The sequence below is a fragment of the Nonomuraea sp. 10N515B genome, from assembly GCF_052245915.1.
Classification (GTDB): domain Bacteria; phylum Actinomycetota; class Actinomycetes; order Streptosporangiales; family Streptosporangiaceae; genus Nonomuraea.
On sequence record NZ_JBQQBQ010000035.1, the window covers coordinates 1 to 20,203 of the forward strand.

Annotated in this window: 18 protein-coding genes; 9 read left to right on the forward strand and 9 right to left on the reverse strand. The window is 66.9% G+C overall.

Features of this window, described 5'->3' with window-relative positions; genetic code table 11:
* Nucleotides 1-398: 398 nt before the first annotated feature.
* On the reverse strand, nt 399-1,655 hold the full coding sequence (locus tag ACTWQA_RS37555; protein WP_443163699.1) for an AAA family ATPase: 1,257 nt from the start codon (nt 1,653-1,655) through the stop codon (nt 399-401).
* Nucleotides 1,652-3,238: a hypothetical protein gene (locus tag ACTWQA_RS37560; protein WP_443163700.1), complete on the reverse strand. Its 1,587-nt coding sequence runs from the start codon at nt 3,236-3,238 to the stop codon at nt 1,652-1,654. The genes ACTWQA_RS37555 and ACTWQA_RS37560 overlap by 4 nt, the downstream gene beginning before the upstream one ends.
* A gap of 251 nt (nt 3,239-3,489) precedes the next feature.
* Here ACTWQA_RS37560 and ACTWQA_RS37565 point away from each other — a divergent pair, with 251 nt between their 5' ends.
* From ACTWQA_RS37565 to ACTWQA_RS37585, 5 genes are all read left to right on the forward strand, one after another.
* Nucleotides 3,490-3,735, forward strand: a complete 246-nt coding sequence (locus ACTWQA_RS37565) for a hypothetical protein (RefSeq protein ID WP_443163701.1) — start codon at nt 3,490-3,492, stop codon at nt 3,733-3,735.
* A 35-nt stretch (nt 3,736-3,770) separates the two neighbouring features.
* Nucleotides 3,771-4,019, forward strand: a complete 249-nt coding sequence (locus ACTWQA_RS37570; RefSeq protein WP_443163789.1) for a hypothetical protein — start codon at nt 3,771-3,773, stop codon at nt 4,017-4,019.
* Nucleotides 4,020-4,089: 70 nt separating this feature from the next.
* Nucleotides 4,090-4,224, forward strand: coding sequence for a hypothetical protein (locus ACTWQA_RS37575; protein WP_443163702.1), 135 nt, complete (start codon nt 4,090-4,092; stop codon nt 4,222-4,224).
* A gap of 483 nt (nt 4,225-4,707) precedes the next feature.
* A complete protein-coding gene (locus ACTWQA_RS37580) occupies nt 4,708-5,073 on the forward strand; it encodes a type II toxin-antitoxin system RelE/ParE family toxin (RefSeq protein ID WP_443163703.1) in 366 nt (121 codons plus the stop codon).
* Entirely contained in the window at nt 5,070-5,387 is a 318-nt protein-coding gene (locus ACTWQA_RS37585) for a helix-turn-helix domain-containing protein (protein WP_443163704.1), read from the forward strand. The genes ACTWQA_RS37580 and ACTWQA_RS37585 overlap by 4 nt, the downstream gene beginning before the upstream one ends.
* Before the next feature lie 104 nt (nt 5,388-5,491).
* On the opposite strand, the gene ACTWQA_RS37590 is transcribed toward ACTWQA_RS37585, so the two are convergent.
* Both ACTWQA_RS37590 and ACTWQA_RS37595 read right to left on the reverse strand, forming a co-directional pair.
* Complete coding sequence (locus ACTWQA_RS37590) at nt 5,492-5,812, reverse strand: DUF6247 family protein (protein WP_443163705.1); 321 nt, start codon at nt 5,810-5,812, stop codon at nt 5,492-5,494.
* Nucleotides 5,813-5,963: 151 nt separating this feature from the next.
* On the reverse strand, nt 5,964-6,737 hold the full coding sequence (locus tag ACTWQA_RS37595; RefSeq protein ID WP_443163706.1) for a hypothetical protein: 774 nt from the start codon (nt 6,735-6,737) through the stop codon (nt 5,964-5,966).
* A gap of 283 nt (nt 6,738-7,020) precedes the next feature.
* Here ACTWQA_RS37595 and ACTWQA_RS37600 point away from each other — a divergent pair, with 283 nt between their 5' ends.
* From ACTWQA_RS37600 to ACTWQA_RS37610, 3 genes are all read left to right on the forward strand, one after another.
* A complete protein-coding gene (locus tag ACTWQA_RS37600) occupies nt 7,021-8,778 on the forward strand; it encodes an RNA ligase family protein (RefSeq protein ID WP_443163707.1) in 1,758 nt (585 codons plus the stop codon).
* On the forward strand, nt 8,778-11,585 hold the full coding sequence (locus tag ACTWQA_RS37605; RefSeq protein WP_443163708.1) for a poly(A) polymerase: 2,808 nt from the start codon (nt 8,778-8,780) through the stop codon (nt 11,583-11,585). The genes ACTWQA_RS37600 and ACTWQA_RS37605 overlap by 1 nt, the downstream gene beginning before the upstream one ends.
* Before the next feature lie 652 nt (nt 11,586-12,237).
* On the forward strand, nt 12,238-13,011 hold the full coding sequence (locus tag ACTWQA_RS37610) for a hypothetical protein (protein ID WP_443163709.1): 774 nt from the start codon (nt 12,238-12,240) through the stop codon (nt 13,009-13,011).
* A 143-nt stretch (nt 13,012-13,154) separates the two neighbouring features.
* Here ACTWQA_RS37610 and ACTWQA_RS37615 read toward each other — a convergent pair whose 3' ends face one another.
* From ACTWQA_RS37615 to ACTWQA_RS37635, 5 genes are all read right to left on the reverse strand, one after another.
* Nucleotides 13,155-13,796: a nucleotidyl transferase AbiEii/AbiGii toxin family protein gene (locus ACTWQA_RS37615; protein WP_443163710.1), complete on the reverse strand. Its 642-nt coding sequence runs from the start codon at nt 13,794-13,796 to the stop codon at nt 13,155-13,157.
* On the reverse strand, nt 13,796-14,116 hold the full coding sequence (locus ACTWQA_RS37620) for a hypothetical protein (RefSeq protein ID WP_443163711.1): 321 nt from the start codon (nt 14,114-14,116) through the stop codon (nt 13,796-13,798). The genes ACTWQA_RS37615 and ACTWQA_RS37620 overlap by 1 nt, the downstream gene beginning before the upstream one ends.
* Before the next feature lie 313 nt (nt 14,117-14,429).
* Entirely contained in the window at nt 14,430-15,593 is a 1,164-nt protein-coding gene (locus tag ACTWQA_RS37625; protein ID WP_443163712.1) for a trypsin-like serine peptidase, read from the reverse strand.
* 209 nt (nt 15,594-15,802) lie between these two features.
* Nucleotides 15,803-16,990, reverse strand: coding sequence for a trypsin-like serine peptidase (locus tag ACTWQA_RS37630; RefSeq protein ID WP_443163713.1), 1,188 nt, complete (start codon nt 16,988-16,990; stop codon nt 15,803-15,805).
* Between the two features lie 283 nt (nt 16,991-17,273).
* Nucleotides 17,274-18,395: a trypsin-like serine peptidase gene (locus ACTWQA_RS37635; protein WP_443163714.1), complete on the reverse strand. Its 1,122-nt coding sequence runs from the start codon at nt 18,393-18,395 to the stop codon at nt 17,274-17,276.
* 284 nt (nt 18,396-18,679) lie between these two features.
* Here ACTWQA_RS37635 and ACTWQA_RS37640 point away from each other — a divergent pair, with 284 nt between their 5' ends.
* Nucleotides 18,680-20,122 carry an acetyl-CoA synthetase gene (locus ACTWQA_RS37640; protein ID WP_443163715.1) on the forward strand — a complete coding sequence of 481 codons (1,443 nt, stop codon included), beginning with the start codon at nt 18,680-18,682 and terminating at the stop codon, nt 20,120-20,122.
* Nucleotides 20,123-20,203 lie beyond the last annotated feature (81 nt).

The window sequence follows — 20,203 nt, forward strand, 5'->3', positions numbered from 1 at the left end:
CGGGGACTGCTTGGGGTCCTGCTGTGGTCCTGCCACCTGCTCCAACCTCTTCCAACGGGTGATCAAACTACCCGCGGCTGATAGGTGTTTCGGACCGGGACTGGTTCATTAGCTCTGACGCGGATGGGATCGGCCTGCGACGACCGTGAGCTCCGAATACAGGTAGCGGGCCGATGGTATTTCCATAGAGGTACACCTGGCCGACGGTGCCGGTTTGCTGGCGCGGCTGCGGGCCGAGGAGGAAGCCGCCGAGGCGGCGTTGGCGGTGGTTCGCCACCGTATCGAGATCGCCGAGCGGCTGATGGCTGCGGCGGCGTGGCGGCGGTCACTACCGCCACTACCGCTGCTGGAACAGCGGGCTGCTGAGCCGGCGGGGCCATTTCATGCCAGCGCAGTCTTCAGGTCGAAGGGCGCCATCGTGTTTGCTCTCCGAGCGGAAGCCCATCGCCGGCGCAAACGATCTCCTCGACCTTGCTCCTGGAGATCGCCGGAATCAGTGATGAGCCGTCATCGCTCCGCTCGCACACGATGAGTTCCTCCGGCTTGAGTCGGTCGGCCAGCGCCGGCGAATGAGTGGCGATGATGAACTGCGTCTTCTCACCCGCCTCCCGCACCCGCTCGACCAGCAGTTCCAACGCCTGCGGGTGCAGCCCGTGATCGATCTCCTCGACGCAGGTCAACGCGGGGGGATGCGGGTCGTGCAGCATGGCGAGCAGCCCCAGTAGCCGGATAGTTCCGTAGGAGGCATCCGGCAGTGGCGTCGGCTCACGCAATCCCCGCTCCCGCAGCGTCCCCAGAACAGTGGACCCGACGTGGTCGAATTCGATGGCCTCCAGCTGGGGCAGCACCTCGGCCGCATCGTCCTGCAGTCGCTGCCACAGGTCTGGCTCGTTGGCGCTCAGCCAGAGGAGAAAGGTCGGCAGGTTGGAGGCGTCACTCGCGATGCCCTCCCCGATTCTCATCGGCGCCCGAGTGGGTCTCGCCGCCGCGTGAACATCCACCTCGAAGATCCGAAAACTACCGAGCAGACCGGAGACCTGAGCCGTGATCGGCCCGAACCTCTCATCACTGAGTCTGGGCAGCGTGGACAGCCCGCTGCTCAGCGCCTGGAGGCCGATCCCAGAGTCTTCGGACTTTCCGGTAAGCGGCGCAGAAGTGTCGGAAGGATCCATGGCACGGGTGGTCGCCGACTTGTCCCGCACCGTGATCGTCCGTAGCCGATGCCGTCCCGTGCTGGATTGAAAGATCTCTTCTCGGGCGAGCGGCGTTCCGATGATCCGCAGGTCGTATTCGTCTTGCCGCTCTCCGGGCTCGGGCGACCACGATCCCTTGATCCCGATCCGGATATGCCCAGACGGTACGGTGCCGCCGTGGAACACGAGACGTTCGAATCCACCGCGCTCGTCCAACGCCGGGACGAGATCCGTACGCACGATGTCGGCCAGAAACCGGAATACTTCCAGCACATTCGTCTTACCCGCGCCGTTCGGCCCAACGAGCACGTTGACGGGGCCGAGCGGAAGAGTGACCTGCCGCAGGCTGCGGAAGTTCTCCACCTCCAGAGAGAACAACCGATGATCCGCCACGGTGCTCACCTGCTCCACATCACGCTCGACTTCGCCAGCGGCAACAAGGCTACGCGCGATCATCGTCATTCGCTTCGTGCTGCTCCTCTAAAACCGCAAGCTTGCAGGGTGTCGTCGAGCTGCTGTACATGTGCGTTACCCGCCCATGGCTCGAGACGGGCTCGGGCTCGAAGGAGCTGATCGGTCAGCCGAGCCGAACTGTGTTGTGACGCTATGCCAGCGGCCTCCGTAAGTCTGGCGGCGGCCTCGGGGATCTCCTTGGCGAGAGTCAATGCGCTGGCATACGAGACAAGCGCAAACCCGCGATCCATCTTGAACTGCGGGCCGAGCCCGGCCAAGCATTGCTGAGCCGCCGTGACGGCGGGTCCTGCCTGTCGTAGCTGGACCAGCGCCGAGGCTGCCCTGCACTCCACCGCCGAAGGCGAGATCCAGTACAGGAACGCCGGCTCGCCGTCCTTTGATGTATCGGCAAAGGACACCGCGGTGTGATGCGCGCGGGCGAAACTCGCCACGTCGCCTGCGGTGGCATGCGCCTTGGACAGCGCCGAGTCGCACATGGCCCGCAACAACTTGCTTGGAGAGCGGGTGGCCCAGCTTTGCGCGGCGAAGGCATGGTCCAGAGCAGTGGCGGGTCGCCGTTGATAGACGGCCATAGCACCCAACCAGCAATGGAGGTAGCTGACCAGGGTGGGATCGCCTAGCTCGAGCGCCGCCCGCAGTCCATCGTGCATGGCGTGCTCGGCTGCCCCGTAGTCGAGGAGGTCGTAGGCAAGATATCCGGCCAGCTGTGACATCTGCGCATACGCGGCCAGCATCCGATCGTGCAGCGCTGGGGGCATCGACTCTCGGGAGAGGACCTGTGCGAGCACTGTCCGCTGTCCGTTCACCACCGGCAGCAGCGCCGCCGGCCCATGCTCGTCATCGGCTTGGCGTGCGCGCAAGGTGAGCTTCTCGAACGTGCGCGCAGTCGCCTCATCCACTCGCCATGTGCTGCGCAGGACCCCGGCCAGGCGTTCTTCCTCATCCGGGGTCAGGACGCGCAGAAGGTCCAGTGCCCGGGCGCCGCCGAGCACCAGGGCCAGTTCGAAGAGCAGCTCGCGTCGCTTCACGTCGGTCTCCTCGGCGCCGATGGTGCGCAGCAGGTGCACACACGCCGGAGCGTCCGGGAGCAACCTGTCAGCGGGCGCGGCTGCTGCGCTCGCCTCTATGGTGACACGGCTTGCCGTCTTCAGGGATGGAGGCCGGTTGGCGTCCCGATCTCGGAAGTCTGCTCTGTCGATCAGCTCACGGTCGGTGCTTCGATACGACCCGAAGACCTCATCGCTGATCAAGCTCCGAGCAGCGGTCTGGTAAATCTCCGCCAGCATGACCAGGAGACGTGCAGGCGGCCGCCGACCGGTTTCCGGCCAGGCCTCGAAATCGTAGAGCCGCGCCTCTCGCAAGGAGGCTGTGCCCGCAGGGTCGGCGTCGTTCACCATGGCCACCACATCGGAGGCAGTGCGGCCGTGCGCCAGCCGGCAAAGCCGTAACGGGCTGGCCGCATGAGTGAGCTCGAGAACAGTGGCGATCTGATCCCATGTGAAGCCCTTGGCGCGCAACTGCTTGCTCCAGGAGCGAGCCCACAGCAGCACTCGGCGGCCCTCGCCGGACATCACGCACCCCCTGTCACCTGGGATTGCGTACGCATTGTATATCCGTCATGACACTCTGATCACTCTGATCGCGGCTATAGGGAGGTCAATGCGGGACAGAGGCAGATTCTCCCAGGTCAGCGCCTATAGCGAGCGGGGCGATGATCGAACGCGAGATGGAGATCCACACGGAATGCGTTCACCGGCACCGTACATATGGCGGACCACCACGGGCCGCATCCCCGTTGTCACACGTCCACGGAGGAATCCCCATGCTCGACACCACCACGCCCGCCGTCGTGTGCGTCCCCAGACAACGCGAACCTTGCTCCGTTCAGCGCGAACTCATCGACGCGATGATCGACCTGCACCCTGGCGGGCTGATCTGGCGGCGCACGTTCGCCGGCATCCCTGACCAGATCCCCCATGCTCGCCACTTCGCCCGCTACCTCCTGGCCGACTCCCCCTGCCGCAACGACGCCGAGCTCATCGTCGCCGAGCTCGCCACCAAGCCCTGAAGCACACAAGCAGCGGCAGCCCAAACGGCACGTTCATCGTCGAACTCGCGCGTACTACCACCACCGTCACCGTCGCGGTCTACGACTGCGGCTGGGGAGGCGTCCCCCGCTTCGGCTTGTCGCGGCGGACCAGCGCTCGCCATGGCCGGGGACTCTCCATCGTCGCCGCGATCGCTGACCAGGTCGGGTACGAAGGCGACGACCAGGTGGGCCACAAGGTCTGGGCGGTGATCCACACCTTGCTGACCCCGCTGGCCGTAGTTCGCCAGGCGGACATTCGATAGATCCGCTTTCTTGGCCGCTTTTACCCTGAGGCGAATCAAGCGTTCGTCGGGGGAGGGCCGCCCTATCAGCGTGGGCGGCCACACCCTGGAGTACATCGACCGCAGCCTACTGACCAAAGTCTCCACACCGACCGGCCCCAGCATCAGCTTCGCCTACGACGCCGCGGAGCTGATCATGCGTGCTCATCGTCCCGGGCAGCCTTGAACCTGCCAGCGCCCGATGGAGGTACGGGATCGGGCAGAGTGGAGAATGGCCACGTGTCTACGTTCAGGACGACTATGTGTCCACCGACCTTCGGCCAAATGTCCACGATCATGGCGTCCAAGTGACCACGTCAGCTCCGGAAGTCGTCAGCTGACCATCGACCTGCACCCCGGCGGCCCGACCTGGCGGCGTACCTTCACCAGCACCCTTGGCCAGATCCCCCACGCTCGCCACTTCGCCAGCCCCCCGCTGGCCGACTCCCCCTGCCGCGACGACGCCAAACTCATCGTCGCGGAGCTCGCCATCAAACCCTGAAGTACACAAGCAGTGGCAGCTCAAACGGTACGTTCATCGTCGAGCTCTCGCGTACGACCAGGCGTTCCTGGGCGGCCTGGTTGTCCGCGGTCTGTCCGGCGTGCTGATGGTGACCTCCGACTGCACAAGAGAAGCCTGCAGATGTATACCGTCCGCTATACTCAGCGTGTGGCCTCGGAAGAGTGGGACATCTACATCGTCGATGAGGTGCGCGACTGGATCGAAAAACTGGACGAGGCAACTTATACGCGCGTCGTGCAGGCGATCGACGCGCTAGCCGAAGGCGGGCCAGGGCTGGGGCGACCCCTGGTCGATACGATCACCGCCTCGCGGATCCAGAACTTGAAGGAGCTCCGTCCCGGCACGGTGCGCATTTTGTTCACCTTTGACCCGTGGCGATCCAGTATCTTGCTGGTCGCCGGAGACAAGGCGGGACTGTGGAACGGCTGGTACAGGGAGGCCATTCCACTCGCCGAGCAGCGGTATGAGATCTACTTGAAGGAACGTCGAGCGGAGGAGGAGGGTCGATCATGACCAGCTATGTGCGCTGGAAGGATATTCGCGCCGAATATGTCAGCCGCGCCGGCGGTGAGGAGGCCGTGGAGGCTGGCAAGCAGGAACTCCTGGCCCAGGTTCGAGGACACCGGCTCGCTGAGATCCGCCGTAGCCGGGGGCTGACCCAGCGGGATCTGGCAGAGCGTATGGGAGTTACTAAGGGTCGCATTTCACAGATCGAGCAAGGCAAGATCTCAGGTCAAGATGTCCTGGCGCGCTATGCCGTCGCCCTTGGCGGTCGTCTCCACCAATCGATCTACTTCGATGATGGTGACATCGCGGCCATCGCCTAAGTCCCTTTTTCGTACACCTCCATCAGCGCGGCGAACCCGCTTTCGGTGAGGCTGTCCACCTACTCCTCCGGCGATCTTGCTGCCGAGGATGATCGTGAAGGCCACTACTCGGCAACCTCGTAACCACGTTCGCGTGCAACGTCGGCAAGGCTGCGCCCCGTGGGCCGTTCGCCGTTGCGCAGGCGCTCGACAGTCTCTAGGACGTGGTGCCAGTCATCACGGTCGCGGTTGGCCACGATCGCTGTACGCCACCACCGGGCGAGGAACTCATCCAGGGCAGCCATGGGCACGATAGGAGCGCTGGTCAGCTCCGCGTACTCGGCATCGAATTCAGCGATGTCGTCAGGATGGAACAGGGCTGTCCGGACGCCGGTGAAGGTTTTGTCTGGCATGTGCGGGGCGGGGGCGAGTGGCTGTGCGCTCATGCTGCGGTTCCCTTCAAGTTGGGACCCTTGCCAAGCCAGGTGCGGGCGGTCATGCGGTCCACTCCAGCGCGGCGGGCCATGGTGGCGATCCCTCGATCAGAGCATGTACGAAGTGGCTCCTGCCGCGTGATCCGTTAACCAGGCGACCGGCCTACAGGATGCCGGGCGGCTCCTCGAAATCCGGATGGCATGATGTGAGGAAGGCGAAGGCGGCGGTGGCGTCCTTGGTCCGGTAGAAGTCGACCATCGTGGCGTTGAACTCGGCTCGCCGCGCCGCCGGGACACTGATGGCGTCGATTCCGTGCGCCATCAGGTGCCCGTTCATCATGGTCCGGCCGGTCCGCTTGTTGCTCTCGAAATAGAACAGATGCAGGGCGGCGAATAGAAAATATGCCGTGGCCTGCTCGAAGGGAGATTCGATCTCTGCCAGGATGGCCTCCACTCCACGCGAGAAGATGCGGCGCAGGTTTTCGCCACCTTGCTCCGTCGGCGGTGGCATGTAGCGGCCGTATTCTCCCAGATTGACGCCGGGCGTGAGAGTGAGCGGACCTTCGCCTCGGAAATGCCCCACCTCGAGTGCCTCGCCCTGAGCGATGATCTGCTGGAATCCATCCGAAGTCGGCTTGTCCAGCTTGAACTCCCCGCACTTCACCACTCTGGCGAGTTCTCGTGCGGACTCGGCAAGATTGACCACCTGACGCTCATCGCTGAGTTTTCGCCCACCCACCGTGATGCCGTCCATGAGGGTCTGCACTTCCGGGTAAGTGAAAGGGTTACCCTCCAGAACCGCGGCGTCCCATACGAAACCCGGAAGGGCATGCTGATATCGCCAGACGGCGCGCTCAATCGTGTGCACCCCTACGTCTTGTCTTATGGATGCGCGGTCCCAGTGAAATCCCAAGACCTCTGCCAGCTCGCCTGCCATCGCTACTCCCAGAGTCGACGCGGGATCGGATGGCCTCGCTTGCGCCCCACCCGAGCCAAGGCGCCCAGCCTTTCACGCTCCCTCGGTGATGAAGGCTAGACCGTGTCCTTTCACGATCACGGCTTCCTTGGTAGGGAATCGGCCCTGTGGCCGGGTACGGGGTGGAGCCGCCTGGGCAGCGAGTAGGCGATTCGCCACGACGCGGCCGTCTGATTATTCGATGGAACGACCCTCCAGGCCGCTCGTACAGTGATGCGACCAAGCGTTCGGCGGGGGAGGGATCATGCGCGTGCACTATCCGCGTACCCCTCACCTCCCCTGGTCGCCTGGCGCGACACCGGACGACGTGCGAGCGGGTGACCTGTCCGGGCTGCGCGGGCGAGAGGTCGTGGTCACCGAGAAGCTCGATGGGGAGAACACCACCCTGTACGCCGACGGTCTGCATGCGCGGTCGCTGGACTCCGGGCACCATCCTTCCCGGACATGGATCAAGCAGCTGCAAGGGCGGGTCGGGGTGAGGATCCCGGTGGGGTGGCGGGTGTGCGGGGAGAACCTGTTCGCGCGGCACTCCATCGCCTACCAGGAGTTGGAAAGCTGGTTCTACGGGTTCTCCATCTGGGAGGGGGACCGCTGTCTGGACTGGGACCGTACGGTGGCCTTCCTGCGGGACCTCGGAGTTCCGGCGCCGCCGGTGTTGTGGCGCGGCGTCTTTGATGAGCGGGTGCTGCGGGCGCTTCGACTGGACACGGAGCGGCAGGAAGGGTACGTCGTCCGGACAGTTGAAGGGTTCGGGCGGGCGGAGTTCGGCGGGCGGGTGGCCAAGTGGGTGCGTCCGGCGCACGTGCGGACTGACACCCATTGGATGCACGCCGCCGTTGTGACGAATGGCCTACGGCCGGCCGCGGCACTGTGGGCGGTGCGGTCGGGGGCGGATGTCGATGTCCCTGAGTTGCTGGCCGCGGTGGGTATCGCGGTCGAACGCCCGGACGGAGGTGGGGCGGCGGGCATCCGTGTGGAAGATCCCGCCCACGCCGAGGTTGTGGGCAGGCTCGACCTGATCGGGCGGTACGGGGATGCGCGGCTCGCGGGTGTGCTGGCCACCGTGCTGAACACCATGCCCCGTGCCTGGCTGGCGGCTCGGTTGGCGGGGCCGCTGGGCATGGCGCTGGCGCGGCGGGTCGCGGACCTGGTCGGGCTGCACGCCGGCCTGCACCGGCCGTATCCGGATGAGGATCGGCGTGCCGGGCTCGTACGCATGGCGTCCGCCGTCGATCTGGGAGTGCTGCATGCCGTCGCGGCGGCCGTGCTGGTGGGCCGTACAGACGATGCGGATCGTACGGGCGACCAGGCGCTCGAGCAGGTCGAATGGTCGGCGATGCACGCTGAGGACGCCGGGTTGCTCGAGCCGGAGCCGTTGGAGCCGTTGCGGGCAGGCCTGCGAGAGGCCCTCGCCGGCCTCGGCGCGGAGGTGGTGGACCGGTGCTGGGCTGAGGCGCGTGATGCCTATGCGCGGGGGCGAATTACCACGGTCGATGAGGCCGTGGCGGCGACCTGGCGGTGGCGCTCCGGGCGTTTCCCCCAGCTGGTGCACCTGGTCGGGCCGTCGGGCAGCGGAAAGAGCACGTTCGCGGCGAGTCTGCCCGGCATTGACGTGCATCTATCGCTGGACGACCTGCGCCAGGCCCGGGGCTCGCGGGCGGACCAGCGGGCCAACCAGCAGGTGCTGGCGGAGGGCCTGGACCGGCTCGACGCCGCGCTGTCCGCCGGCGGCACCGTGGTGTGGGATGCGACGTCGCTCAATCAGCACCAGCGCTCCCTGGTGCACGCCGTGGCGCGCCGCCGCGACGCGCTGACGACGCACGCCATCATGGTGGTGGAGGAGGACGAGCTGCACCGGCGCAACACTCGCCGAGCGCACCCGGTGCCGCCGCAGGTGCTCACGGCGCAGGTGCGCCGGTTCGTCCCGCCGTACCCCGGCCAGGCCCACCGCACCTGGTACGTCGGGGCGTCCGGAACCATCGAGGATCGGGGCGGAGCGTGATGCGTACCAGCGAGGAGATCTATCACCGGGTCCGCTGGGACCCGCGGTTCGACCCTTCGCGCTTCGTCCTGGGGGTCGGCCAGCGGGGTGCCGCTCCCAAGCGTGTCCCGCTGCCCGCGTTCGTCCCGGGCGGCGAGATCCCCTGGCATCGGGTGCTGTTCGTGGAGGCGGACGGCGAGGTGGTGTGGGACCGGGCCAGCGGGCTGGACCGTGTCGACGCCTGCGACGCCGGCCGGGTGCGGGAGCCGCGTCGCCTGCGGGCGCCGTTCTTCACGGCCCGGACGCCGCACATCTGGGACGATGGCTGGCGCCCCGGCTCCGGTGGTGCGGTGGCTGCCGCCAAGGCCGTACGGGTCCTGACATGGAACACGCTCTGGGACCGCTACGACAGCGAACGCATCGACACCGCCCGCCGCCGGCCCCTGCTGCTGGCGGCCCTGGAGGAGGCCGACGCGGACATCATCGCGCTGCAAGAGGTCGAGCCCGCGCTGATGTCCATGCTCCTGTCCACCCCGTGGGTACGCGCCCGCTACGCCATCGGCACCGACCCCGACGGCGAGGACGTCGACGCCAGTGGGCTGTTGCTGCTCAGCCGGTTGCCCGTACGGGAGGCGGCCTGGCACGTGCTCGGGCCGTACAAGGCGGTGGCCGCCATCGTCGTGGACACCGCCGAAGGTCCGCTCACGGTCGCCGTCACTCACCTGACCAGCGACCATGCCGACGACGGTCAGGTCAGGCGGCAGGCGGAGATGGCGCAGCTCGCCGAGGGCCTGGCGGGCGTCGAAGGCGACCTGATCTTGGTGGGGGACTTCAACGACGGTACGGATGCGCCCGCGTCCGTGCTCGGGCTCCGGGACGCCTGGACGGAAGCCCACGGATCCGACCAGAGCCCCACCTTCGACCCACACGCCAACCCGCTGGCGGCACTCTCGTCCCTGTCCGGGCGGGCCACGCGGCTGGACCGCATCCTGCTACGCGGGCGACCACGGGTGATCTCGGCGACCCTGCGAGGCAACACACCGACCCCGGAAGGGCTGTACATCTCGGACCACTACGGGGTAGAGGCTGTCCTCGATCTCTCGCCGTCTGACCTCGCCGGGGTGCTCGACGTGCCGCCGACTGCGCGTACGGCCGTCGCCTGGGTGCCGCCGCAGGAGTTGTGGCCGCCGATTCAGCAGGTTCGCCGGGAGCACGATCCGCAGTTCCACCGCTGGCCGCCGCATGTCAACCTCGTCTTCGGCTTCGTACCGGAGTCGGACTTCGAGTCGGCCGCGCCGCTGCTGGCCGCGGCGGCCGCCGAGATCGAGCCCTTCACCGTACGGCTGGAAGGGGTGCGTACCTTCCAGCATCGAGGCGACGTGACCGTCTGGCTCGACCCCGCCGCCGCAGGCCCGGCGCCTTGGACTCGCCTGCATCAAACGCTGGAGCGGAGCTTTCCCCGCTGCAAGGGACGAGCGGAGGGTTTCACTCCGCACCTGACGCTGGGCCGAGCCAAACATCGGCAAGACCTGGCTGTCCGGCTCGACGGGATGACCGCACAGGTCGGTGACCTGGTGGTCCTGTCCCGCCGCGCGGACGAGCCCATGCGCCCACGTGCTCTGATCGCCCTGGGAACCGGGGAGGTCCGCTGGCTGGATGAGACCGCGAGCGAGGAGGCGAAGCGGGCGCTCGAGCCCGATACACCCGAACAGGCGCAGCGGGAAGCCTTGGCCGGACAGGTTGCGCGGTGCTTGGTGGAGGCGCTGCGTCCAGGGGTCGTGCACCTTGCCGGATCCCGTGGCATGGGCTGCGAACTCCCGGCGGCGGACCTGGACCTGGTGGCCGCGCTGCCGGGTGAAACGGACATGGCGGAGGTCGAGGCGCGGGTACGGGCGGCCCTGCCCGACGCCGCCCTGGTGCGGCAGGTGATCGGCGCCAGGATGCCGGGCCTGCGACTACGCGTGGCCGACTTGGACGTCGACCTGGCCGTGGTCGCCACCGGGCCGCTCCATCCTTCGCAGGCACTGGCCCGCCGGGCCGAGTTGGGCCAGGCGGCCGCGATCGCCCTGAGCGCGGTCAGCGATGCGGACGCTATACGCGCCGCCGTCGGCGCCGAGCACTCTCGTTTCGCCCGGCTGGCCAGGCAGGTGAAGGCATGGGCGAGGGCGCGCGGCCTGGACTCGGCTCCGTTCGGCGGACTGCCCGGCCTTGCCTGGACGGTGCTGGCGGCACGCACCGTCCTCGAAAGCGGCGACCTGCCCGCCGACCGGCTGCTGGGGCACTTCTTCAGTACGTGGGCCGCACGGAACTGGCGAGATCCGGTCACCCTCTCGCCCGCCGTCGTCTCGGCGGACCCGGCCCCGATGACGGTGATGACACCAAGCGACCCCATGCGTAACTGCGCGCGCCAGGTCTCCGCTGGCGGCCTGGACCTGCTCACGCAGGAGCTGTACCGGGCATGGGAGCTCACGGAGAACGCCCGTTCCGATGAACTGCTCGCCCCGCCTTCCCTCCACCGCCGCCACGCCGCATGGGCCGTGCTGACAGTGCGCGCTGAACCTGCCGTGGAGTTCGACACGGCGGTCGGTCGGGTCCGGGGCCGCATGCTGGAGCTGATCAACGCCTTGGAGGAGGCGGGAGTGCCAGATGTGCACGCCTGGCCACGCCCATTCGAGACGGGGCCGGGATCAGCTCGGTACGCCATCGGACTGGGGCGTACGCCGCTGGAGGCCGCCCGGCTCGCCGAGATCACCGGCAGGTGGGGAAGAGGGTTGTCCGGGGTCACGATCGAGCGGGCCGAAGGGGGCGCGGTACCCAGCCTCGCCTGACAAGGGCGGATTTCCTCGAGATCTACTGGAGGTGAAGATCACGAGGCAGCCTGCCGATGACGAACTCCCGGAACGCCTCGGCGACCGCTTGGGAGGTCGGGTACGAAGGTCATGACGAGGCTGGCCACAACATCTGGGACGGGATCCAGGAGGTCGACAGGCTGATCGTGACCAGAGAGCCACCTGTGCCTCCTTCGGAGAAAATGTTGAGAACATGACGGAGAAATTGTCGAGTAGAGCTGGGCGTTGTGGCTGTGCACGGTGCTCGCCAAACAGGCGGAGACTACCTTTGGCCAGGCAGCTGGCGGGGCGCCTCGGTGCCGCGTACACCACGCTGGATCGCGGAGAGGACTGCGATGCCGCTCAGCGAGATCCCCGCACGTATCTCGGAGAACTGGGTACGCCTCTTGAGGGGTGCGCCAGACGGCCTTCACGCCGCCCTCGCTGGACGGCCACGGTTACTCACGCTAGCTACCGTCTGACCTTGACCGATCCTTGATGAATGGACACAGTTGATCCTTACGAGGAGGCCGTGATCGTGAAAGGACACGGTCTAGCCTTCATCACCGAGGGAGCGTGAAAGGCTGGGCGCCTTGGCTCGGGTGGGGCGCAAACGAGGCCATCCGATCCCGCGTCGACTCTGGGAGTAGCGATGGCAGGCGAGCTGGCAGAGGTCTTGGGATTTCACTGGGACCGCGCATCCATAAGACAAGACGTAGGGGTGCACACGATTGAGCGCGCCGTCTGGCGATATCAGCATGCCCTTCCGGGTTTCGTATGGGACGCCGCGGTTCTGGAGGGTAACCCTTTCACTTACCCGGAAGTGCAGACCCTCATGGACGGCATCACGGTGGGTGGGCGGAAACTCAGCGATGAGCGTCAGGTGGTCAATCTTGCCGAGTCCGCACGAGAACTCGCCAGAGTGGTGAAGTGCGGGGAGTTCAGGCTGGACAAGCCGACTTCGGATGGATTCCAGCAGATCATCGCTCAGGGCGAGGCACTCGAGGTGGGGCATTTCCGAGGCGAAGGTCCGCTCACTCTCACGCCCGGCGTCAATCTGGGAGAATACGGCCGCTACATGCCACCGCCGACGGAGCAAGGTGGCGAAAACCTGCGCCGCATCTTCTCGCGTGGAGTGGAGGCCATCCTGGCAGAGATCGAGTCTCCCTTCGAGCAGGCCATAGCGTATTTTCTGTTCGCCGCCCTGCATCTGTTCTATTTCGACGGCAACAAGCGAACCGGCCGGACCATGATGAACGGGCACCTGATGGCGCACGGAATCGACGCCATCAGTGTCCCGGCGGCGCGGCGGGCCGAGTTCAACGCCATGATGGTCGACTTCTATCGGACCAAGGACGCCACCGCCGCCTTCGCCTTCCTGACATCATGCCATCCGGATTTCGAGGAGCCGCCTGGCGTCCTATAGGTCGGTCGCCTGGTTGGATCCAGATTCGCCCTTCGGGCGCGCTCGCGTGGATGAGAATTGGCGCAGAGGGCTCGGCCGCCTTGGCTCGTGGAGACCGTTGGCTAGATTGACGCTGGAGCCCTCACCTGCGGGTTCGCCTGAGGCTAGCCTTGCGCCAGACTTGTGCGCCAGTCGTTGAATCGCGAGCGGAGCGTGTGCACCTCGGAAGCTGTCAGGCCATAGGCGAGGAACTCACTGTCCGGGTAGAGGCTCAGAGCTGAGAGCATCTGCGCGAATACGGCGCGGTCGAAGCCCAGGTCGCGGGCCGCAGCGAGGTCGAGCAGCTCATCGCGGCTGAACCGACCACTGATGATCAACGCGTCGACGTCGATGAAATCCCGGACTTCCGCCCGGGTGAACAAAGCTTCGACCTTGCCGCCCGCGACATCGTTGAGGTGGACGACCGGGCCGATCTCCATAGTGACCGGTGGGTGAGCCCGCAGGTCGGTGGCCAACTCGACCTTGCTGGTGCGACTGATGGCGGGGTCGGAGACGCTTAGCCTGACGAATTGAGGGCTGTCGAGGTCGACTTTGACTGTCAGGCCTTGAGAGGTGTAGGCGGTGCAGACCTTTGTAACGCCCTCCGCGAAGTCGTCGCGGAGGCTGGACGTGAACAGGTCGATATCTTCGCTGGGCCGTTGGAGCACACCATGGGCCTGCACGGCGTATCCGCCGGCCAGGGCGAATCCGTGATCTGCGGCCGCTGCCAGGGCGATGCTGGCCAGGCGATGGTGGAATTCGTCCATCAGGCGGCTTGGCGTCGGAGCTCGGGAAAGCGGTCGAGCCACAGGGCCTGAACCCGCGGAGGCAGGACCAGCTCGGGCCAGAGTCTCCGCAGGAGTGCGGCGTTAAGGAAACGCTGCAAGTCGTCAGGCGTGGCACTCTCCCGGATCACACGCATGTACAACAGCCGCGCGTCGGCAATCTGATCCAAGTCGTAGCTGCGCTCCGGCCCCCAGTCGAGATGCCGGGGAAGCGTGATGACGCCCGTGGTTGGTCCGGTGAGCTCTTCCAACGTGGCGGGAACCACGTATGGCCGGAGTGCCCCGTATCCTCTGCCGTCCATGTCTCCAGTGTGACCGATGTAGTGCTTACTGCGCAGGCCGATCTTGCCGCTGTCTGCGACATGAGGTATCGAGCAGCGGTAAAGCCCATTTAACCAGGCGAGTATGTGCTGCCGGGGGCTAGTCGACAGGCAAGGGGATACTAGATCTACGACGGTTCAGGAGCGGGGAGCGCGGGGCGGAGCCCCCTTGGGAAGCGTGGTCTGGAGCTCCCCGAGGCGCGAAGCGCCCCTGGCGGAAGGCCTTGCAGTGGGGGAAGCCAAGGCGAGGGCCCGGCCTGTGCCGCCGGGCCCTCGCCTTTTCCCCTGGCAGGGCTTACTTGTACAGTTCGCCGTTCGGGCCGACGATCTTGCCGGACCACACGTTCTTGGCAGCGTTGTACACCGCAGCCGTGTCGCCGTCGAAGTACGGCGACGTGATGTAGTCCACGCGGTCGTTCCCGTCCTGGTCGGCGAAGGTGCTGGTCACGCCGTTGACGTAGCCCAGGCGCTTGCCGTTGCTGTAGTTCAGGAGCCACGAGCCGCCGTCGAAACCGGGGGTCACGGCGCACTTGAGGCCGATGTGCTCCTCGATCTTGAGCCACGGGGCGCCGACCATCTTGGCGGTGGTCTTGCCGTAGCAGTGCTTCGGCGTCACGCCGCTGTACGGCTTGTCGCCGTCGGGCTGCGGGGCCGCCGGGTAGCCGAAGGCGCGGACGGCCTTGCCGGTGGGCTGGTTCCAGGCGAAGCCCTGGCCGCCGACGTTGTCGCCGAGGCGCCCTGCGTCCTTCGACAGCAGGATGTAGTAGTGGCCGTCCCAGCGGCGCTTGGGGCCGGTGAAGCGCTCGAAGTCCCTGCGGTCCACCTGCTTGACGCCGTTGAAGAGGATGCCGTTGTAGACGGCGACGAACGCGTAGTCGCGGTCGTAGTCCTCATAGACGTCGAAGTCGTAGTGCGTGAAGGCCTGCTTGCCCACGTAGATGCCCCACGGGGCCCTGCCCTTGTAGTAGCCGGGCACGAAGACCCAGTTGTCCAGGAGCGCCGTGTCCTTGTCCGTGTCGTACACGCAGTGGCCCGCGGTGGCGACCAGGTTGCGGTAGTTCGACTGGATGGAGGTGGCCGAGCACCAGCGGAACTTGCCGGAGGCGTCGACGAAGAAGACCTTGCCGATGCTCTTCGGCAGGTTGACGTTCTGGGCCCGAGCGGTGGACTTCGTCTCACCGGTCGGGGCCGTGGTGCCGGGCCGGCCGTCGGGGTCGGCGCTGCCCTTGGAGACGACCTTCCGCACCTCGTTCGAGTCCCAGGTGTACTGCGTCGCGGCGCGAAGAGCGGCGCCGTTCGACGCCAGCCAGAAGGAGGCGACGGAGGCGGCTTCGGACGTGTTGCGGGCCATGGGGTCATGGGCGACGTCAGGCTCGGCCTGCGCGGTGCCGGTCAGACCGGCCGCGAGCAGACCGGTGACCAGAACGGCACCACCGGTGGGAAGAAGGATTCGCTTCAAGGTAACTCCAGGTTGCGCTGACCTGGGGCGTCTCATGCACCCCAAACCTCAGCAAAGCGCGAGCAAACAGTCAGCGGGGAACTTACTACCTTGACTCTGGTCATGTGAATTTCCGGTCGGGGCTGTCATCGTTCCAAACACCCGTCGTGACCGTTCTGAGATCAAGGTCTGGGCTGATCACGTGCAGTGACCGAGCCGTTGCGTATGACTTAGGTCACATTTCCCGGAGTGGACTGTGCGGCGGCGCGTCGGTAGACCTCGCCCGTGACGCTGTCGAAGTGCGGGGAGGACACCGCGTCGTACAGGCCCTTGGCGTCCCTGTTCCAGGTCAGGCTGTTGACGCCGTTCAGGCTGCCGATCCTGCGGTCCTTGTCGTAGCCGATCACCCATGGGCCGCCGCTCGCGCCGGGGCTGAAGTCGCAGGCTTGGAGCTGCACGCCCTTCTGCAGGTCGAGGCTGGGGGCCACGGTCCAGCGGGTCGGGCCCTCGCGGCACACGCGCAGCTTCGTGCCGTCGTAGGGGTGGGTGCCGTCGGGCTGGGCGCCGGCGGGATAGCCGAACGCGGCCACCGTGTACGTGGCCGGCTTCTTGTTCAGCTCGAGCCCCAGGCCGCCCACGTTGTCCTGGAGCCTGCCCACGTCCTCCATCACGTATTGGCCGTTCTTGGCCGCCCAGGTGAAGCCGCGGTGCACGGTCACGAACGCGTAGTCGAAGTCGTAGTCGCCCTTGCCCGCCCAGTCCTCGTGCATGTTGATCGACGAGCCCACGTAGATGCCGGCCGGCGTCTCGCCGTTGGGGCCGGGGTTAGGGACGAAGATCCAGTATTCGGACGGCTTGGCCTGCCGCGGGTCGTACGCGCAGTGCCCGGCGGTGGAGACCACGCTGCGGTTCTTGGCCGCGACCGCGCTGGCGGAGCACCAGTATTCCTTCTCCCCGAACTTGAAGTAGACCTTGCCCATGGTGCTGGCGACCTTGCTCTTGCGCGGCATCGCGGGCGCGGCGGCCTGTGCGGCGGAGGTGCGCTTGGCGGACACGGCGAGCGGCGCGGCGGGGCCGGCGGCGGACGCGGCGGCGGAGCTGGTCGGGGAGGCGGCGGCGCCCGGCGTGGCGGGGCTGTAGCTGTCGGCCTTCTTGAGCCTGTCCGGCTTCCAGTAGTCGGCGACCCTCTGGACGTCCGCCGCGGTCTTGGCCAGCGGGACGGAGGAGACGGCGGCGGTGGGTGCGGCCCCGGCGGACGCGGCCCCGGCAGACGTGGCCCCGGCGGACGCGGCCCCGGCAGACGTGGCCCCGACGGACGCGGCGGCGGGCCCCGCGTGGGCGGCTCCCGTGAAGGCAGGCAGCGTCAGCAGCGCGCTGCTCAGCGCAGCCGCCACCACGTGCCTTGCCCGGGAGATCATCGAATACCTTTCTTTGGGGCCGTAAGGGTGGATTTTTCCAGATGTACAGAGGGTATTGCAGCTCGGATAGAGATTCGTTACCTGATCTAGGGTCCCTTGTGAACTATAAGCACTCCGTCAGCGGACCACTCAGGATACCACCAAATGATCAGCAAAGACGATCATCGCCGCAGGTCAACAGGGGTGAGAGCGGAGCTCGAATTGCTCATGGAATGGCCGGGGAACCGCGAAGGGGAAGGCCCCGGGATCCCGTACGGGACCCGGGGCCCAGGGTGCCAACTCGTCACGGCATGTTGCCGGTCCACCGGTTGGCGGCGGCCTTGTAGACCTTGTACGTGTCGCCGTTGAAGTAAGGCGACGAGATGTGGTCGTAGCGGTCGTTGCCGTCGGTGTCCCACGCGACGCTGTTCACGCCGACGAGGTAGCCGGTGCGCGACGCGCTCTTGTAGTTGTAGAGGAACGGTCCGCCGCTGGCTCCGGCGGTGAAGGAGCACTTGAACCCGATGTGCTCCTGCAGGTTGTACTTCCTGGCCTCGGGCATCGGCTTGGTCTTGCCGTAGCAGAACTTCATCGTGCGGCCGGTGTACGGCTTGTCGCCGTCGGGGTGCTCGCCTGCCGGGTAGCCGAAGGAGAACACGTTCAGCTTGGTGCTCCGGTTCCAGGTGAAGCCCTGGCCGCCGACGTTGTCACCGAGCCGGCCGGCGTTCTTGACCGTCCACTGCCACCGGCCGTTGACCTTCTCCCACTTGACCTTGATGCCGTTGTAGACGTTGACGAACGCGTAGTCGAAGTCGTAGTCCTCCTTCACCACGAAGTCGTCGTGCGCGTTGAACGTCTTGGCGGCGTAAATGCCGTAGGGCGCCTTGCCCTCCCAGACCTTGTCGCCGTCCCAGTACGACGGAATGAAGATCCAGTTGTCGTAGAAGGTGTTCTTGCTGGTGTCGTACACGCAGTGGCCGGAGGTCGCCACGAGGTTGCGGTACTTGCTCTGCACCGAGCTGGCCGAGCAGTAACGCCAGTTCTTCGGGTTACGCGGGTCGGCCTTCGGCAGCGTGAAGAAAACGCGGCCGACGGTGTTCGGCAGGTTGACGTGCTTGCTCTTCTTGGCCTTCGTCTTCTCCTCGCCGATCGGCGGCACGGAGCCGGGAGGGCCGTCGGGGGTGTCGTTGCTGCCCTTGACGCCCTTCGAGGACAGGTCCAGGCCGTCGTCGTGGTCGGAGGCCAGCTTGATGCGGTCGGGCGTCCAGAACTGGATCGCCTGCTCTGCGGGGGTGGCGGCGTTCTTGGAGATCACGTCGGAGGGTGCCGTCGCGCTCGCCGCGGCGCCGCTAAGGGGTCCCGCGGCCAGCCCGATGGCCATGAGGCCGGCCAGTGGGATCGCGATGCGCCTTGCTCGGGAAAACATGGAGCTCCTCTCAGTTCTCGGCGGCCCAGAGCGGGGTACTGCGCCCCGGTGGGCCAGGAAAACGATCGGAACGTTAATGAATGGCGCGAGCGGGCGGCCAGGAAACGACGTGAAAAAGCATGGCCCGGTTCCATTCCGTTATAGAAATAGCGAAATCGCATGTATGACGAGAAAGCATTTCCGCAGGTCGCAGCGGGTGCGAAATCGCCCTATGTAACAGTGGTAACGCTAATTATCAAAGGCCACTTCTTATCTACCGAATGTTGTTCTGGTTGAATGGAGTCATGGATCCACGCACCCCCTGTCTCATCGGCATCGCGCAACGCACCATTCGCGAGCAGCCCGGTCCTGAGCCGCTCGACCTGTGGGAGGCGGTCGCCCGCGCGGCCGCCGCCGACGCCCGGCTTCCCGTGGAGCGGCTCGACTCGATCCAGATCGTTTACAGCGACTCCTGGCAGTACGACTCACCGGTCGGCCGCCTCGCCGAGCGCCTCGGCACCACGCCCCGCCACCGGGCGTACTCCAAGGTCAGCGGTACGGCTCCGCAGCTGCTCATCGGGGCGGCGGCGGCCGGGATCGCGGCGGGGGAGTTCGACTCGGCGCTCGTGGCGGGGGCCGAGGCGCTGGCCACGCGGCGGGCGTACCGGCTGGCGGGCGAGCACGTGCCGTGGAGCCATCCTGCCGACCCCAAGCCGCCTTACGGGTGGGAGCGCCCGCCGCATCCCGCCGAGCTGGCGCACGGGCTGTTCCTGCCGGTGCACACGTACGCGATCATGGAGACGGCGCGGCGGGCGGCGCTCCGGATCTCCATCGAGGAGGAGATGCGCGACCGGGGGCGGATGATGGCGCCGATGACCGAGGTGGCCGCCGCGAACCCGCACGCGTGGCGCCGGACCGTCCGCACGCCGTCGGAGCTCGCGCGCGGCGATCGTTTCGTCGGCTGGCCCTACACCAGGAGCACCGTGGCCGTGCTGGAAGTGGACCAGGCGGCGGCGGTCGTCCTGGCCAGCACGCGGCTGGCCGACCGGCTCGGCGTGCCCACGGAGCAGCGGGTGTATCTGCGGGGGTGGGCGTACGGGGAGGACACGTGGGAGGTGGCCGCGCGGCCCGTGCTCGGCGCCTCCCAGGCCATCCCGCGGGTCGCGGAGGCCGCCTTCGAGCGGGCGGGGCTGGGGCTCGGCGATATGGATGCGATCGACCTCTATAGCTGCTTCGCGATCGCGTTGCGGCAGGCGTGCGACGCGATAGGGCTCGATCCGCTGGAGCGGCGCGGGCTGACGGTGACCGGTGGGCTGCCGTACGCGGGCGGGCCGGCCAGCGACTACGTCCTGCACTCGACCGCCACGATGGCGGGGCTGCTGCGGGCGCAGTCGGGGCACGGGCTGGTGACCGGGGTGGGGATGCACCTGACCAAGCACACGTACGCGGTGTGGTCGAGCGAGCCGGGCGGGCGGCTGGGGGACGCGGCGCCGGTGTTCGTGGCCAAGGGGGTGCCGATCGTGGGCGCCTACGAGGGGCCGGCCGTGGTCGCGGGGTACACGGTGGCGCACGGGCGGGACGGCGGTGCCGAGAGGGGGATCTTCGTGGTGGATCTGCCTGGTGGTGGCGGGCGGGCGCATGCGGTGGTGGAGCGGTCTGAGCTGCTGGCGGATGCCGAGGGCCGGGAGTTGGTGGGGGAGGAGGTGCGGCTGACGACGGACGGGAAGGTCAATGTGGCTGCGTGGTGACGTAAAGTAGTCGTCAATCGAGTGACTGTTCGGCTACGCTCCGGGTTGACATTTTGATGTCACGCGCGGACGCTGGAGTCA